The sequence below is a fragment of the Nostoc sp. UCD121 genome, assembly GCF_014222285.1.
Classification (GTDB): domain Bacteria; phylum Cyanobacteriota; class Cyanobacteriia; order Cyanobacteriales; family Nostocaceae; genus Nostoc.
This window is the reverse complement of record NZ_JACKZS010000005.1, coordinates 47,202-63,305: the sequence shown is the minus strand read 5'-3', so window position 1 is coordinate 63,305 and position 16,104 is coordinate 47,202. Positions and strand designations below refer to the sequence as shown.

Genomic DNA, 16,104 nt, shown 5'->3' with positions numbered 1-16,104 from the left:
CTGGTACTTGCTTTTGGTGTCTGATTGTGTATTATCTGGCAGACACACTGCTATATATACAGTCCTTTAACTCAAAATACTGCCAGAGTGCATCTACATAGTCAATTCCTATGAATAACTCTTACGAGAATTCGTTCCTTTCTAAATCCATTTTCAATACTCAGAACATTGTCTTAGCTAATATTGGCTGGGCCGTACTAGCACTGCTATACTTTTTGTTGTTTAGTGCCAAAGTTCCCGGAGCTGATGGCATAGAAAGCCGGGCCGAGTGGTATGTGATTGGTACAAATATTTTTGAAGCTTTAGCTTATTTGGGTGCCAGTATCTTATGCTTGAGGAACTGGCTGAGTCCACAAATCGTCAGTGGGCGAAATGTCTGGCTCTTAATTGGGTTAGGTATGCTTTCCTATTTCGTTGGGGGGATAATTTTCGGATATACCGAAATAGTGTTAAAAGATGAACCAGATGTGTCTGTAGGCGATATATTTTTTGTACTCACTTATCTATTACTTGGCGCAGGCATGATTTTAGCTGTGGCTTCCAGGCGAATCAATCTGGAAAAATGGCAGTGGCTAATTGTGTTAGCAATTGCAGTGTTCGGTAGTTTGTTGGCATGGTGGATTTCTATGCAGCAGGGAACACCCTCAGAACTGCTAGTCGCTATTTTGAATTGGTTTTACGTAGTTAGCGATGTGGTTTTGTTAATTATTGCTACCACTCTGCTACTAGCCTTTTGGGGGGGAAGAGTTTCCCAGTCTTGGCGAATGATTGCAGCCGCGGCCTTTTCGCTTTACATTGCAGATATGTGGTTTAAATATGCCCAAGGCCCCAACTATCAAAGTGGGGAGATATTAGAAGTGTTTTGGGTGTTTAGTGGGGTGTTATTTGGCATGGGCGCTGTCTTAGAATATGACGCATCACTAAGACGAACGCGGCGTACCAGCGGACGTAAACGAGCTTAGTAAAGATTTTTGGTATCTACCGTGAGAAAACTAACAGACTCTGACAAGCAAGAAATTCTTAAGTTATATCGAGAGACTGCCGAAACAACCTCAACTTTGGCAGAACGCTATGGTGTGAGTAACTCGACAATTAGTCGCCTGCTCAAAAGCACTTTGCCAGAGGATGAGTATGAATACTTAGTCTCTTTAAAGCGGGCTGCGAGAACTCCTGAAGGCAGGGCGCAGGTAAGCTATGAGCAGTTACCATTGCTGACTCAACCGGAACCAGAGCCGGAGATAGAAGTTCCACCCATCGAAAGCCCACCGTTGGAAGTGACAAAGGTTGAGCCGCAGCCACGTCGGGTAATTCGTGTAGAGCAGGAAGTTTACTCAGAGGAAACGGCAGAATCACTCGCTGCTAGTAGACGGGTGCGCCGTCGCCCCTCGGCGGCGGAAAAACCGAAGCTCCGAGTTCCAGAAAAATTAGAAACTCTAGAGCAAAAGCCGCCAGAAATAGTCAGCATCTCCATTCCACCGCTAAAGGATAAACATCCAGGAGCGGCTGTCATCGCGCAGATGCTAGGCGAAGATTTGCTAGATGAATCAGAGGATTTGGATGATTTAGAAGATGATGATTTGGAGGATGACGACTTTGAGGAAGAAGACTTTGATGATGATGAGCTGGATGACGAAAGACCTTTAGTCACAAAAAGGAGACCAGGTGAAGCATCAGTTCAAGTTTTACCTCTGTCGATAGCCAATTTGCCGAAAACTTGTTATTTGGTAATTGACCGTTCCTCGGAATTAATTACCCGACCTCTGAAGGACTTTGGTGATTTGGGACAAATTCCTAGCCTGGAAACCCAGCAAAGAACTCTGCCGGTGTTTGATAATCATCGCGTCGCCAAGCGCTTTTCTACCAAGCGCGATCGCGTGATTAAAGTTCCTGATAGTAAAATGCTCCATAAGGCTCGGACTCATCTTCAAGCTAAGGGCATTACACGCCTGCTGATTGATGGTCAGGTCTATTCTTTGTCTACAGTTTAGGATTAGGTCTTGGGCATTGGGTATTAGGCATTGGGCATTGGTTATTCCCTTTGTCTCCTCACCCAGTCCCCAGTTCCTTCAACTGTAGACAGCCCTTGCAAAACGTTCTGCCAAATAAATAATGTCCTGTCTACGGGCAATTTGGTTCATCCATTGTTTGGGAATATTTTCCACGCCGTAGTAAATTCCCGCCAACCCACCAGTGACAGCAGCAGTAGTATCTGTGTCTCCGCCTAAGTTGACAGCTTTCAGCACCGCCTCAGAATAAGACGAGCTATTTAATAAACACCACAGGGATGACTCTAAGGTATCAATCACATAGCCACCAGAATTAATCTCTTCAACTGGTAACTTGGCAATCTCACCACTAAAAATTCTGCCAAAATGCGGCTTTTCTAACAAAAATTCTCGGACAGAATAAATTGTTTGGATATCTTGCAATGCTTGTAGATAAGCGGTTTGGGGGTCAGCCCCTTCTAGGAGCGCTACTGCAATACTAATATAAATGCCACAGGACATTTGCGATCGCGCATGAGCATGGGTAATTGCTGAAACATCATGCACCCGCGCCAGCAATTCGCCTAAAGTGAAGTTTCGGTGACAATAAGCCATCGGCAATATTCTCATCAACGAACCATTGCCATTACTATTTTCAACCTTCCCGCCCGCCTGATGGGGAACAACTCCCTGTTTCAGACGCATAATTGCTGTATGTGTAGTTTGACCAATATCAAAGACATCGCCACGGGGAGTCCAGTAAGCCTCCTTGTACCAGCGCCAGAAGGAATTGGCTATGGCATCCAACGAATACCCCCTACAAAGGCATTCTGCTAGGCAAAAGCTTAACGAACTATCATCTGACCAAGTTCCTGGTGGTTGATTCCATGTGCCATAACCCTGCATCGTTGTCACTGGAGATTTTACTCGTTCAGCACGGCTAGTAAACTCCACCGGCACACCCAACGCATCACCGACACATAAACCCATCAAACCAGACAACGTTTTTGCACCGGTTAGCATTATTCAATCTCCACAATAACTGCTCAAAATTAACTTTATAGATTCCCTCTATAGGTTGTTGCAACAGATGCTACAGCCGAGTTTTTCATCCTCTGTGAAAAGCTCGGCAAAAAATGTTAGTCGGATATTTTATTTACACTATTCCGACATAGTTTGAGTTTCAAATATTGTGACAGTTTTAAAAGCGTCTATTTTTGGAACAAAGAACCCAGATCAAAAGACATTGAATGTAATTATAACAGCTTATTTATGATTGGCTGGGATACTTAGCCTGTAACTATTATGCATAATTAACAACATTTATTTAATAAAATTTGGGAAATATTTGGAACATTGTTAAATGATTTTCGACTGGGAATATACAAGTAAAAAATACAAATTTTGGTAAAAGTTATGAAACGCTTACTCAAGTCTTTCGTGACATTTTCTGCATTATTTCCCTTAATAGTTGCTCCTCTATTTCTATCAGCTGGTCAAGCTTCTGCTGAAACCAAAAAGGGTACTGATGCTAGTTATGTTGGTGCTGGTGTTGCAGCTGGGGTTACGAGCGGCGGAGAAGGTATCAATGATGCTGCCACATTTGGTGGTAATGTTACAGGTCGCCTGAAATTAGGAACTACGCCATTTTCTGCACGCGGTAATGTTCTCTGGAGTGATAAGACAAGTGCTATCATCCCAGAACTTTCTGTGGATGTGCCTATCGCTAATAAAACTAACGCCTACTTAACTGGTGGTTATTCTTTTGTAGAAAAAGATGGCTCACCAACTCCTATAGGTAACAAAGATTCAGTAGTGCTAGGTGCTGGTGTTGAATCGGAAGTTGCTAACAATTTCCTTGTCTACACGAACGCTAAAGTTGGACTTGGTGCCTACCAAAATAGCGATGCTTCTGCTGTCACCATCAATGGCGGTCTTGGCTATCGCTTCAAATAAAAAATTATTGAGTCCTCGGTCATTCTATACTTTACTTAAGTACTCAGGACTTAGCACGGGCTAAACGCCCCGCTACCGCTAACAAAACTCACTACTCCCAAAAGCTGGTTTTGTTAAGTGTTACATCACTGACAAAGCCGGCTTTTGCCGTGGTAAAATTAAATTATTCCTCATTATTCCGGCCGGATTACCGGGGATAAAGTAGCCGAAGGGTGCTGGTTCGGTGTCTACGTAATGCTTTATTGAGAATACTATACAAGTCTAATGGTTAAATCTGCTCCTTCCCCAATCGCTAGCCGTAAGCCTTCCAAAGTAGAAGGAATCAAGGAAAATAGTAATTTTTTGCGTGAACCTGTAGCAACTGAAATCCTTCAAGATACTACCCATTTTACCGAAAATGCGGTGCAGCTTTTGAAGTATCACGGTTCTTACCAGCAGGATAACCGCGACAACCGCACCAAGGGACAGGAAAAAGATTACCAGTTTATGCTGCGGACAAAAAATCCTGGTGGTTTGGTACCGCCGCAGCTGTATCTGGCTTTAGATAAAATAGCCGATGAGTATGGCAACCACACGTTACGAGCGACTACCCGTCAAGGTTTCCAACTGCACGGTATTTTAAAGAAGAATCTGAAAGCAGCGATCGCCACAATTGTCAACAATCTGGGTTCGACTTTGGGAGCTTGCGGTGACATCAACCGCAACGTCATGGCACCACCAGCCCCCTTTAAAAATCGCCCAGAGTATCAGTATGCTTGGGAGTATGCCCAGAATATTGCTGACTTGCTGACAGCACAGACGGGTGCTTATTACGAAATTTGGCTAGATGGGGAAAAAGCAATTAGTGCTGAAGAAGCCCCAGAAGTGAAAGCAGCGCGACAACGCAATGGAAATGGCACAATTATCCATGACAACGAAGAACCGATTTATGGCACGTATTACATGCCCCGCAAGTTCAAAATTTGCGTGACGGTGCCAGGAGATAATTCGGTAGATTTGTATTCCCAAGACCTGACTTTGGTAGTAATTACCAATAAGAAGAAACAATTAGAAGGATTTAATATTTTTGCTGGTGGTGGCTTAGGCAGAACCCACGGTAAAGAAGAAACTTTCGCTAGGTTAGCAGACCCCATTGGTTATGTGGCGAAAGATGATGTCTACGACATTGTAAAAGCGATTGTTGCTACTCAGAGAGATTATGGCGATCGCACCGACCGTCGCCACGCCAGGTTAAAATATCTAATCAACGATTGGGGTTTAGATAAATTCCGTGCCCAAGTTGAAGAATATTTCGGTAAATCAATCGAAGCCTTCAAACCACTGCCAGAGTTTAAATATTACGACTTCCTCGGCTGGAATGAACAAGGTGATGGCAAGCTATTCTTAGGAATTTCCATTGATAATGGTCGGATCAAAGATGAAGGTTCGTTTCAACTGAAAACCGCCTTGCGGGAAATTGTCGAGCAGTTCAACTTACCTATCCGCTTGACATCCAACCATAACGTGATTTTTTACGATATCGAACCAGATAGCAAACAAGCTATTCAAGACATTCTCAGCCGTCACGGTATTGTAGACGACCCTAGTAAAATCAAACCTTTAGTGCGGTATGCAATGGCTTGTCCTGCTTTGCCCACTTGTGGCTTGGCAATCACAGAATCAGAACGGGCAATACCGGGGATTCTGGAGCGGGTTCGCGCCCTTTTAGATAAAGTTGGTTTGCAAAATGAACATTTTGTGGTAAGGATGACAGGATGCCCTAACGGTTGCGCTCGTCCCTACTTAGCAGAATTGGGTTTTGTCGGTAGCGCCCCAGAATCTTACCAATTATGGTTAGGTGGTTCGCCAAATCAGACTCGACTGGCACAACCTTACACAGAGAAGCTACACCATAATGATTTAGACAGCTTTCTAGAGCCGATTTTTGTTTACTTTAAAAAATCTCGGAAATCGAAGGAAAAATTCGGTGATTTTTGCGATCGCGTTGGTTTTGATGCCATCCGCGAATTTACTAGCACCTACGACCCTCAAGCAGCCAATGGTGCAAACAAATCGCGCCATCGGGTAAATTTGAAAGAAGAGGTTTATGGCAAGTTGAAGGAAGTAGCAGAAAGCCAAGGTAAGCCGATGACTCAGTTGGTGAGTGAGGCGCTAGAGGCTTACTTCCAGAATCTTTCGTAAGCCGAATCGGTAATTAAACTATGAATGGACACAGATGGACTTATCTGTGTCCATTTGGACTTATCTTGCATAAGTTTTACTTCTATCGCGCTGGAAGAACTTAATTTTTATGACGAACCGCAAAGGACGCAAAGTACACAAAGGAAGAAAGAGAAGAATAAATAAGTAATATTATGGCGGCATATTTCTACAGCAGGGCAGTAATTTATTAAGAAAAATGTCTCAACTGCAAAGAATTGCGATCGCACCCTCCCAATTTCAACAAGAGCAAATTTTACTCACCAAAGAACAACAACATTATTTGGGGCGTGTGTTGCGCTTGCGTGAAGGCGATCGCTTTATTGCAATGGATGGTAAGGGAAAATGGTGGTTAGCGCAGCTAGCAGGGGAGCAAGCACAGGTTTTAGAATCACTTCTGGTGGAAACTGAATTACCTGTATCAATTACCTTGATGGTGGCGTTGCCCAAAGGCAATGGATTTGATGAAGTGGTGCGGTGTTGTACAGAGTTGGGAGTAACTTGTATTGCACCAGTATTGAGCGATCGCACTTTGCTTGATCCTAGCCCTCAAAAGCTCGAACGTTGGCGGCGCATCGCTGCGGAAGCCGCCGAACAATCAGAGCGCTCTTTTGTGCCAACAATTTTAGAGCCTGTTGCTTTTAATACTGGTCTGTCATTAGTCATTGGTCATCTGTCATTTGCCAACAGTCAGCAATATATTTGTGAAGCGCGTGGTGAGTTTCCCCATTTAAAACATTGCTTACAGCACAAAGGACAAATCACAAGTGACAAAGGACAAAAAACCATTGTCATTGCTACTGGCCCAGAGGGGGGATGGACAACACAAGAAGTTGAGAATGCGATCGCATCTGGATTTCAACCTGTTTCCCTTGGTCGCCGCATTCTGAGAGCAGTTACAGCCCCAGTAGTAGCATTATCCTTAATTACCGCAAGTTGTGAAGTATAAATGATTTATAGCTCACGCAAAAGTGATTTTGCGCGAGACATCACTCCATCCTGTATTTAAAGTAAGTGATGATTGAGCAAGTTGCGATCGCCTTTGACCATAAAGATTATCAAACAGCTGCTAAATTACTCAAACAGCTGCTAAAAGAATCACCAGACAATCCTTGGGTGCAATTTTATCTTGGTCGGTTGCATGAAGTATCCAAAAAGTATCAGGATGCGGAAAAAGTTTATCGGCAACTGCTGCAAGATACGACAAATACCAAAATAGTGTCGCTAGCACGTCAAGGTTTGCAACGACTACAAGAAATTGAGATTGAAGAAAGACAAAGAGCCATTTCCCAAGCAAAATCTGAACCTAATAACACCGAACTTGGCGTACTAGTTTTAGAGCCACTCAGTAACGAAATGAAAACAGAAGCATCTCGAAAATTTGCCCAGATTATGCAGCTAGATCCCTATACCGCAAGGCTATTAATGCCAAGTCGTGGCTGGAGGTTGTATCGCACTGGGCAAGTGGGAGAACTAAAATTTTACGGCAAACAGTTACAGCAGGCTGGTATTCCTTGTTTTTGGGCAACAATAGCTCAAATTCAGCAAATTCAAGTTTATCAAGTTAAACATTTTCAAGAATCTACCCCACAAGCTACTGTTGTTTGCTGTAATGACACAAATCAACTCGGTTCTCTCACCTTTGACTGGTCAGAAGTCACAGCCAGAGTAGTGGGACTATTGCCCATTTTTGAACAAGTTGTAGATGTTGATGCCCGCCGTAAACTGGAATGGAAAACTCAAACACAAGACTATGCCCAATTTTGTGATTTACACTTACCAGATAGGCGTTGTATTCTCCGATTTGATGATAACGGCTATGAATTCCAGCAAGGTTTAAAAATCATTCCCCAAGCTAGCCAAAATACAATCAGAATTAATTGGAATAGTTTATCAAGTTGGATTGACCAGCAACTACCTCAAGTTAAAATTTGGTCAGATTTCACATCATTTGCAGATACAACATTAGATCAAACAGAAATGTTGGGTCATATCAAGTCACATATTCATTTGTTTCGCAGGGAACAGACTAATTGGGACTCGGCTTTTCATTTATATAGTGGACTGGTGTTTCTTAAATAAAATGATAAATTGCAGGTAAAACACTGGCATAGTGAATTAATGAAATGTAATCCATCTGAAATTTAATGTTTACTTCATAAATGACCTGTAACTCACAAATAGCAGAAGGTTGGCATGGAAAACTCAATTTAGTCTATGCCGATCGCCAGGGTGCAACCCAGTTAATTTACAATCACCAACAAGCGCCCTTGAAGGTACAACGCCCATTTTATCCAGAAGGGGAAAAAGTTTGTCATAGCGTAATTTTACATACAGCTGGGGGAATGGTAGGAGGCGATCGCTTATCCTCTACTATCCACCTCCAACCCCAAGCCCAAGCGTTAATTACTACACCTGCTGCAAGTAAGATATATCGCAGCAATGGCTTACAAGCTAGACAAAACATCCAGATGCAAGTTGACGCTGGTGCTTGTTTAGAATGGTTGCCGCAAGAGACAATTTTATTTAACGACGCGATTTATCGGCAAGATTTACGGGTAGAATTAGCAACCAGGGGCAGTTGGTTAGGCTGGGAAATTACCCGGTTTGGTCGCAGTGCTAGAGGAGAAAAATTTTACCTTGGAGAATGGCGATCGCATACAGAAATTTGGCAGCAAGGCGTTCCTTTATGGATTGATCGGCAATGCTTACGCGGTAGCGAAGACATTTTCCACAGTCCCCACGGCTTGGCTGGAAAACCAATAGTAGGTAGTCTAGTTTGGGTTGGTGGTGCAGTTTCAGCAGAAATTGTTGAAAAAACACGAAGTTTATGGAATGGGGAAGGAGAAGCGGGTGTTAGCCGATTACAACATGGATTATTGTGCCGATATCGTGGTTCTTCTACTTCTGAGGTGAGAAACTGGTTTATTGATGTTTGGCAGTTGTTACGAGTTTCTTTTTTGAATCGTGGTAATTGTATACCAAGAGTGTGGCAGGTTTGAACGTAGACGCATAGCGGCTTGCCGCGGTCTACCGCAGAGGCGCAGAGAACACAGAGGAGGTAAGAATGCAACTTACGCCGCAGGAAAAAGATAAGCTATTAATTTTTACTGCTGCTTTATTAGCAGAAAGACGTAAAGAAAGGGGTTTGAAACTGAATTATCCCGAAGCAGTTGCTTATATTTCTGCTGCCATTTTAGAAGGAGCGAGAGATGGACAAACTGTGGCTGAATTGATGAGTTATGGTACAACACTATTAACGCGGGATGATGTCATGGAAGGGATATCAGAAATGGTACATGATGTGCAAGTTGAAGCTACTTTTCCTGATGGCACAAAGTTAGTGACAGTACATAATCCAATTCGTTAATTTTGTAAGTTTGAATTTATTATGATTCCTGGGGAAATTATCACACCAGCAGGTGAAATTGAATTAAATGTTGGTCGTCCAACTATAAAATTACAAGTGTCAAATACAGGCGATCGCCCCATACAAGTAGGTTCCCATTATCACTTTTATGAAGTTAACACCGCCTTAAACTTTGACAGAGAACAAACTAGAGGAATGCGTCTCGATATTCCCGCAGGAACCGCAGTCCGCTTTGAACCAGGCGATGAAAAAGAAGTTGTATTAGTTTCTCTAGTTGGTACTCGTCAAGTCTACGGTTTCAACGCCAAAATTAACGGTTCTCTGTAGCTATGAAAATCGAATGGTACAATGAACCGCCTCTTTGGGAAGTTAAAGATGAAGCGATCGCTATCACTTCCGGCGCAAAAACAGATTTCTGGCGGGAAACTCACTACGGTTTTATTAGAGATAATGGTCACTTTTTTTATCAAAAGATTCAAGGTGACTTTGTTGCCGAAGTGAAAATCACCGGACAATATCAGGATTTATACGATCAAGCTGGCCTGATGGTACGTTTAGATAAGCTGAATTGGTTGAAATGTGGCATTGAATTTGTCAACGGCGTGCAACAAGTTAGCGCAGTAGTAACACGTAATTACTCGGATTGGTCTGTTATTCCAATGCCGCAAAATCCGTCTGCAATTTGGGTGCGTGTAACTCGACGCGGCACAGCAATAGAGGTGGAATACTCTTTGAATGGAACTGAATATACAATGCTGCGGCTCGCTTATTTGACTCCAGCAGAAACAGTAAGTGTAGGTGTAATGTGTGCCTCACCTGAAGGGAATGGTTTTCAGATGAGGTTTGAACAATTCCAAATTCGCAGTTTGTGAGGAATAGTTATGAGTTACAGAATGGATCGCCGCGCTTACGCCGAAACATACGGCCCCACAGTAGGCGATCGCATCCGACTTGCAGATACAGAATTATTTATTGAAGTTGAACAAGATTTCACCAACTACGGCGACGAAGTAAAATTCGGCGGCGGAAAAGTTATCAGAGATGGAATGGGACAATCCCCAATTTCTAACGCCGATGGTGCTGTAGATTTAGTAATTACTAATGCCTTAATTCTCGATTGGTGGGGAATTGTCAAAGCGGATATTGGCATTAAAGATGGCAAGATTTTCAAAATTGGTAAAGCCGGAAATCCTTATATTCAAGACAATGTAGATATTATTATTGGCCCCGGAACCGAAGCTTTAGCTGGTGAAGGAATGATTCTCACTGCTGGCGGGATTGATGCCCATATTCATTTTATTTGCCCCCAACAGATTGAAGTTGCGATCGCTTCTGGTATTACTACCATGATCGGCGGCGGTACTGGCCCAGCTACAGGTACAAATGCCACTACCTGCACCCCCGGCCCTTGGAATATTTACCGAATGCTGCAAGCTGCTGATGCTTTCCCTGTCAACTTAGGATTTTTGGGTAAAGGTAATGCCAGTCAACCCCAAGGACTTGTAGAACAAGTAGCCGCCGGTGCAATGGGGTTAAAACTCCATGAAGACTGGGGAACTACACCCGCAGCAATTGATACTTGCCTCAGCATTGCCGATACTTATGATGTGCAAGTAGCGATTCATACTGATACTCTGAACGAAGCCGGATTTGTCGAAGATACGATCGCAGCTTTCAAAAATCGTGTCATCCACACTTACCACACCGAAGGCGCAGGCGGCGGACACGCACCAGATATCATCAAAGTTTGCGGTCAAGCCAACGTTTTACCATCTTCCACTAACCCCACACGCCCTTACACACTCAACACATTAGATGAACACCTGGATATGTTGATGGTATGTCATCACCTCGATCCTGCGATCGCTGAAGATGTGGCTTTTGCCGAGTCTCGCATCCGCCGAGAAACCATTGCCGCCGAAGATATTTTGCACGACTTAGGCGCATTTAGCATGATTTCCTCCGACTCTCAGGCAATGGGAAGAGTAGGCGAAGTGATAATTCGCACCTGGCAGACATCTCACAAAATGAAGGTGCAACGGGGAATTCTTAACCCACAGGGAGATGAGCAAAAAGCAGATAATTTTCGGGCAAAAAGATATGTTGCTAAGTATACAATTAACCCTGCGATCGCTCACGGAATTGCTCAATATGTAGGTTCAGTGGAAGAGGGAAAATTAGCAGATTTATGTTTGTGGCATCCCGCCTTTTTTGGCGTGAAGCCAGAGATAGTGATTAAAGGCGGAATGATTGCATGGTCGCAAATGGGCGATGCTAACGCCAGTATTCCCACACCGCAACCAGTTTATATGCGCCCAATGTTTGGTAGTTTTGGAGGGGCGCGTCATGCCACATCATTAACTTTTGTTTCACAAGCAGCTTTAGAGAACGAAATTCCTAGCCAGCTAGGTTTACAAAAGGCAGCAGTAGCAGTTTCTGGAACACGCCAATTGAGCAAGCGTGATATGAAGCTGAATGATGCACTACCCCACATTGAAGTAGATCCCGAAACATACCAAGTCAGGGCAAATGGTGAGTTGCTGATTTGTGAACCTGCGACAGTTTTACCAATGGCACAGAGGTACTTTTTGTTTTAATTCGTGACCAAGCAACTTACTGATTACGATTGCCAAATCGATGCGTCAATTTCTTCAAAATGCTGATTTAGTAGACATCAGGTTATATTTTATTAACCTAGTTTTATTGCTGCAAAATATCTTGATAGATTGCAGACTATTTAATAATATCCTTATGTATCCTTCTGTAAAAATTTTAGTCCCTCTCCTGCTGCTCTAACCAAGCTACCAAATCAGCAACTTCCGAAAAATCCAACAATGCCTCTCCCAACTCTTCTAACTGTTCAGCAGATAAATTCCGAACCTGCTCAACCAATTGATCCATCAATATCACCAAAACGCCGTTTAAGTAGACGACTTATTAATTTAAACGCTTCTTTTTGAACGATATCTTGATAAATTACAGACTCTTTCATAATATCCTCCCGTAAAAATTGCCGAACCAAATCCTTGTCAAACCGCAAACCCGCCAGAATTTCTACACAACCCGCAATATTTTGTCGCTCCTCTCTATCTGGAATTGTAGCGACTTGTTCAGCCACTTCTGCCAGTAAAGTTTGTGGCGAGTCAGTTCGCGTCAAACTTGCTAAAGGTAACAGCGCCGGATTAGCTAAAAATAGTGTTGAATCTTGCTCCCAAAGACGAACAACCTGATATTGGTGAATCGTTGTGTTGTCACGATATTCTTCAGTAAAAACGATTTCGTTAGTAGTTTCTTGTAAAAAGATTAGCACTTGTACTACAGGACAACGGTATTGGCGCTTCAACCTCACAGAATAATCGAGCATTCGGAAATTAAGCGCCGGATTAGATTTCGCCAAAGTTTGAAATTCAATGTGCAAAATTTGGTTAGCTGTTTGCAAAAATGTCACAGAATCTGCGTGAATTTGTTCAAGCGTGAGTTCCGTTTTTAAGACTTCAATTTGTTGCACCTCTACCCCAAGCAACCAACCCACAATATCAGCAGGGTACTGTTCAGCTAAATATTTACAACCGTTGTCGTAACTCACCCTTTTCCCCTTCTTGTGACACAAAAAAACAGCCACCTCCATCAGGAAGCAGCTGTTTTTCAACTTATACAATTACAAAGTATTAGTAATCGAAGTCGCCGCCACCAGCACCAGCGCCAGCAGGAGCGCCATCTTTTGGTTCAGGCTTGTCAACTATAATACATTCGGTTGTCAACACCATACCAGCGATAGATGCAGCGTTTTGCAGAGCAGAACGAGTCACTTTCGCAGGGTCAACAATACCAGCAGCTAACAAATCGACGAATTCGTTTGTTGCAGCATTGTAGCCAACGTTGAATTCTTTCTCTTTGACGCGTTCAGCGATCACAGCACCATTCTGACCAGCGTTTTCAGCAATCCGCTTCAGAGGTGCAGGTAAAGCACGAACAACAATCAAAGCACCAATCAACTCTTCATCTTTAAGATTGCTCTTTGCCCAAACTTCTAATTCAGGAGCAAGGTGAGCCAGAGTTGTACCACCGCCAGGAACGATACCTTCTTCCACAGCAGCTTTGGTAGCGTTGATAGCGTCTTCTAGGCGCAGTTTCTTGTCTTTCATTTCGGTTTCAGTCGCTGCACCAACTTTCACGACAGCGACACCACCAGAGAGTTTAGCAAGACGCTCTTGTAATTTCTCTTTGTCGTAAGAAGATTCGGTTTCATCGATTTGACGACGAATCTGTTCGACACGAGCCTTAACAGCAGCTTCGTTACCTTCGGCAACAATTGTGGTGCTGTCCTTGGTGATGGTGATCCGGCGAGCTTTACCCAGGCTATCCAGCTTGGTGTTATCTAGCTTCAAACCAGCATCTTCGGTAATTAGTTGACCACCAGTTAAAACAGCGATGTCTTCTAGTAGTGCTTTGCGGCGATCGCCAAAGCCAGGAGCTTTAACAGCAGCCACGTTGAGTACACCGCGTAAACGGTTTACTACCAAGGTTGCTAAAGCTTCTTTTTCAATATCTTCGGCGATAATCACCAAAGGACGACCAGCACGAGCTACTTGCTCTAACACTGGTACGAGGTCTTGTACCAAAGCAATTTTCTTATCGGTCAGCAGTATGAAAGGCTCATCAAAAACCGCTTCCATCCGCTCAGGGTCGGTAGCGAAATAAGGAGAGATGTAGCCTTTGTCAAAGCGCATCCCTTCAGTGATTTCCAACTCGGTGAACATAGATTTCCCTTCTTCTAGGGAAATTACGCCTTCCTTACCCACCTTGTCCATTGCTTGGGCAATCATCTGACCGACTTCTTCGTCATTACCAGCCGAGATTGCACCAACTTGGGCAATGGCTTTGGAATCTTCCACTGGACGGGCGTGTTCTTTGATTTTGTCTACGAGGAAGGCAGTAGCTTTGTCAATACCACGTTTCAGTGAAATCGCGTTAGCACCAGCTGCAACGTTCCGCAAGCCTTCTTTGACGATCGCATGAGCTAAAACGGTAGCAGTTGTAGTACCATCGCCCGCAGCATCGTTGGTTTTAGAAGCAGCTTGACGAATCAGAGCTACGCCAGTGTTTTCAATGTGGTCTTCTAATTCGATTTCTTTGGCGATCGTTACACCGTCATTAACAATTTGTGGTGCGCCAAATTTCTTTTCTAGGACTACGTTACGACCTTTGGGACCAAGGGTAACAGCTACAGCCTCAGCCAGGATGTCAATGCCTCGTTCTAAGGCGCGACGGGCGTTTTCGTTGTAGATAATTCGCTTTGCCATAATGTTTAGTTGTCCTTTGTCATTTGTCTTTTGTTCTTCGTCATTTGTCATTTGTCCTTTGTCATTGGCTAATGACTAATGACCAATGACTAATGACCACTAAATAACGACTGCTAAAATATCTTTTTCAGAAAGCAGTACATATTCTTCGGTGCCGAGCTTGATGTCAGTGCCGGCGTACTTAGAGTACAGCACCTTATCACCGACTTTAATTTCCAATTCCTGACGGCTACCGTCCTCGTTACGCTTGCCAGGACCAAGGGCAACTACTTCCCCTACCTGGGGCTTTTCCTTGGCGGTATCCGGCAAATACAGACCACCTGCGGTCTTTTCCTCTGAGGCGTTCACTTTTACGAAAACGCGATCGCTCAAAGGTTTAACTGTAGAAACGCTTAAAGATAAGGCTGCCATAATTATTTTCTCCAGAGATTAGCACTCTCAACCCCTGAGTGCTAATTTACCTAAAATTGGCATCCAATGGCAAGAATTCATTGAGTACGGGTTCCCGAACTAGAAGATCGTTGATGTACTTAAGTATTAATGCCTAATTATTTATATCCTTCGGGTTCTGCTCTGTAAGTTACGTATATTTTTATATGGTCATAGGGAGTCGGGAGTCGGGAGTCGGGAGTAGTGAAGAGTTTTCCCAATCCCCAATACTTATATTCGAGAGGCTCTGCTCAGTACAAGTTGCCCAATGCCCCATTCTCTTCTCACTCAACTTTATTTGCAAAGCTTGGAAATTGTTATAGAACTGTAATCAGGGAGCTGCTCGATAAGTAACAATACAGTGATCCAGTCAAGCCATCAAATCCCCAAAGCCACTAATCTAGAATATAAAGCCCTGAGTAATTGTGTAGAAAGTTTCGGACTTGCAAAAATTCAGCGACATATTTTTATTTGCGCTGAACAGACAATTGCTAATTGCTGCTCAAAACGAGCTAGTCTTGAATCCTGGGAATACTTAAAAGAGCGACTTAAAGAGTTAAAACTTGATGAGTCGCAACAGAATTATTCCTTATGCGTCTACAGAACTAAAGCCAACTGCTTGCGCGTTTGTTGTTCTAGACCCATAATGGTGGTTTACCTTGATGGTGCCTGGTATCGCCAAGCAAACCTAGAAGTTATTGAGCGGATCATCCAAGAACACTTAATAGGCAATAAGGTGGTAAAAGAATATGCGTTTTTCAACCATCCTTTGCCAGAAACTTCCCTAGTTTCTTGTGAACACCTCATAGAGGCTTAACAACCGAAGGATATGGAACAGCAGTAAGCTTTAAGAAAGTGCGGG

General features: G+C 43.4%; 15 protein-coding genes and 1 pseudogene. 12 read left to right on the top strand and 4 right to left on the bottom strand.

All coding sequences use genetic code 11. The features are described from left to right. The first annotated feature begins 110 nt into the window (after positions 1-110). On the top strand, positions 111-962 hold the full coding sequence (locus GNF10_RS02180; protein WP_185584573.1) for a hypothetical protein: 852 nt from the start codon (positions 111-113) through the stop codon (positions 960-962). Between the two features lie 21 nt (positions 963-983). After that, positions 984-1,988: a transposase gene (locus GNF10_RS02175; protein ID WP_185584575.1), complete on the top strand. Its 1,005-nt coding sequence runs from the start codon at positions 984-986 to the stop codon at positions 1,986-1,988. Positions 1,989-2,066: 78 nt separating this feature from the next. Here the strand turns inward: GNF10_RS02175 and GNF10_RS02170 are convergent, their stop codons facing one another. Then, the gene (locus GNF10_RS02170) at positions 2,067-3,008 is read right to left on the bottom strand and encodes an ADP-ribosylglycohydrolase family protein (protein ID WP_185584577.1); all 942 of its coding nucleotides are present in this window, start codon (positions 3,006-3,008) and stop codon (positions 2,067-2,069) included. A gap of 393 nt (positions 3,009-3,401) precedes the next feature. On the opposite strand from GNF10_RS02170, the gene GNF10_RS02165 reads away from it, so the two are divergent. The 9 genes from GNF10_RS02165 (at position 3,402) to ureC (ending at position 12,107) form a co-directional block, all read left to right on the top strand. Then, positions 3,402-3,941, top strand: a complete 540-nt coding sequence (locus GNF10_RS02165) for an outer membrane beta-barrel protein (protein ID WP_185585209.1) — start codon at positions 3,402-3,404, stop codon at positions 3,939-3,941. Positions 3,942-4,205: 264 nt separating this feature from the next. Further along, positions 4,206-6,122, top strand: a complete 1,917-nt coding sequence (gene sir, locus GNF10_RS02160; RefSeq protein ID WP_185585210.1) for a sulfite reductase, ferredoxin dependent — start codon at positions 4,206-4,208, stop codon at positions 6,120-6,122. Between the two features lie 217 nt (positions 6,123-6,339). Next, complete coding sequence (locus tag GNF10_RS02155; protein ID WP_185585211.1) at positions 6,340-7,089, top strand: 16S rRNA (uracil(1498)-N(3))-methyltransferase; 750 nt, start codon at positions 6,340-6,342, stop codon at positions 7,087-7,089. Positions 7,090-7,157: 68 nt separating this feature from the next. After that, positions 7,158-8,222: a tetratricopeptide repeat protein gene (locus GNF10_RS02150; RefSeq protein ID WP_185585212.1), complete on the top strand. Its 1,065-nt coding sequence runs from the start codon at positions 7,158-7,160 to the stop codon at positions 8,220-8,222. Between the two features lie 80 nt (positions 8,223-8,302). Then, positions 8,303-9,142 (top strand): urease accessory protein UreD, encoded by an 840-nt coding sequence (locus GNF10_RS02145; RefSeq protein WP_185585213.1) that lies wholly within the window; start codon positions 8,303-8,305, stop codon positions 9,140-9,142. Between the two features lie 65 nt (positions 9,143-9,207). Next, positions 9,208-9,510, top strand: a complete 303-nt coding sequence (ureA, locus tag GNF10_RS02140; RefSeq protein ID WP_109007733.1) for an urease subunit gamma — start codon at positions 9,208-9,210, stop codon at positions 9,508-9,510. Positions 9,511-9,531: 21 nt separating this feature from the next. Then, a complete protein-coding gene (locus tag GNF10_RS02135) occupies positions 9,532-9,837 on the top strand; it encodes an urease subunit beta (RefSeq protein ID WP_185585214.1) in 306 nt (101 codons plus the stop codon). Between the two features lie 2 nt (positions 9,838-9,839). Next, positions 9,840-10,382 (top strand): DUF1349 domain-containing protein, encoded by a 543-nt coding sequence (locus GNF10_RS02130; RefSeq protein WP_221643490.1) that lies wholly within the window; start codon positions 9,840-9,842, stop codon positions 10,380-10,382. Positions 10,383-10,391: 9 nt separating this feature from the next. Continuing rightward, on the top strand, positions 10,392-12,107 hold the full coding sequence (gene ureC / locus GNF10_RS02125; RefSeq protein WP_185585215.1) for an urease subunit alpha: 1,716 nt from the start codon (positions 10,392-10,394) through the stop codon (positions 12,105-12,107). 175 nt (positions 12,108-12,282) lie between these two features. Here the strand turns inward: ureC and GNF10_RS02120 are convergent. From GNF10_RS02120 to groES, 3 genes and pseudogenes are all read right to left on the bottom strand, one after another. Beyond that, positions 12,283-13,096 (bottom strand): annotated as a pseudogene (locus GNF10_RS02120) (Rpn family recombination-promoting nuclease/putative transposase). An 82-nt stretch (positions 13,097-13,178) separates the two neighbouring features. Further along, a complete protein-coding gene (groL, locus tag GNF10_RS02115; protein WP_012407589.1) occupies positions 13,179-14,813 on the bottom strand; it encodes a chaperonin GroEL in 1,635 nt (544 codons plus the stop codon). 99 nt (positions 14,814-14,912) lie between these two features. Continuing rightward, positions 14,913-15,224 carry a co-chaperone GroES gene (groES, locus tag GNF10_RS02110; RefSeq protein WP_012407590.1) on the bottom strand — a complete coding sequence of 104 codons (312 nt, stop codon included), beginning with the start codon at positions 15,222-15,224 and terminating at the stop codon, positions 14,913-14,915. A 379-nt stretch (positions 15,225-15,603) separates the two neighbouring features. On the opposite strand from groES, the gene GNF10_RS02105 reads away from it, so the two are divergent. Continuing rightward, positions 15,604-16,059 carry a ferredoxin gene (locus GNF10_RS02105; RefSeq protein WP_185585216.1) on the top strand — a complete coding sequence of 152 codons (456 nt, stop codon included), beginning with the start codon at positions 15,604-15,606 and terminating at the stop codon, positions 16,057-16,059. Positions 16,060-16,104 lie beyond the last annotated feature (45 nt).

Excerpts from the sequence above, each read along its gene's own strand:
- GNF10_RS02180 (WP_185584573.1), top strand. The coding sequence starts at position 111 with ATGAATAACTCTTACGAGAATTCGTTCCTTTCTAAATCCATTTTCAAT.
- GNF10_RS02170 (WP_185584577.1), bottom strand. The coding sequence starts at position 3,008 with ATGCTAACCGGTGCAAAAACGTTGTCTGGTTTGATGGGTTTATGTGTC.
- GNF10_RS02165 (WP_185585209.1), top strand. The coding sequence starts at position 3,402 with ATGAAACGCTTACTCAAGTCTTTCGTGACATTTTCTGCATTATTTCCC.
- sir (WP_185585210.1), top strand. The coding sequence starts at position 4,206 with ATGGTTAAATCTGCTCCTTCCCCAATCGCTAGCCGTAAGCCTTCCAAA.
- GNF10_RS02155 (WP_185585211.1), top strand. The coding sequence starts at position 6,340 with ATGTCTCAACTGCAAAGAATTGCGATCGCACCCTCCCAATTTCAACAA.
- GNF10_RS02150 (WP_185585212.1), top strand. The coding sequence starts at position 7,158 with ATGATTGAGCAAGTTGCGATCGCCTTTGACCATAAAGATTATCAAACA.
- GNF10_RS02145 (WP_185585213.1), top strand. The coding sequence starts at position 8,303 with ATGACCTGTAACTCACAAATAGCAGAAGGTTGGCATGGAAAACTCAAT.
- ureA (WP_109007733.1), top strand. The coding sequence starts at position 9,208 with ATGCAACTTACGCCGCAGGAAAAAGATAAGCTATTAATTTTTACTGCT.
- GNF10_RS02135 (WP_185585214.1), top strand. The coding sequence starts at position 9,532 with ATGATTCCTGGGGAAATTATCACACCAGCAGGTGAAATTGAATTAAAT.
- GNF10_RS02130 (WP_221643490.1), top strand. The coding sequence starts at position 9,840 with ATGAAAATCGAATGGTACAATGAACCGCCTCTTTGGGAAGTTAAAGAT.
- ureC (WP_185585215.1), top strand. The coding sequence starts at position 10,392 with ATGAGTTACAGAATGGATCGCCGCGCTTACGCCGAAACATACGGCCCC.
- groL (WP_012407589.1), bottom strand. The coding sequence starts at position 14,813 with ATGGCAAAGCGAATTATCTACAACGAAAACGCCCGTCGCGCCTTAGAA.
- groES (WP_012407590.1), bottom strand. The coding sequence starts at position 15,224 with ATGGCAGCCTTATCTTTAAGCGTTTCTACAGTTAAACCTTTGAGCGAT.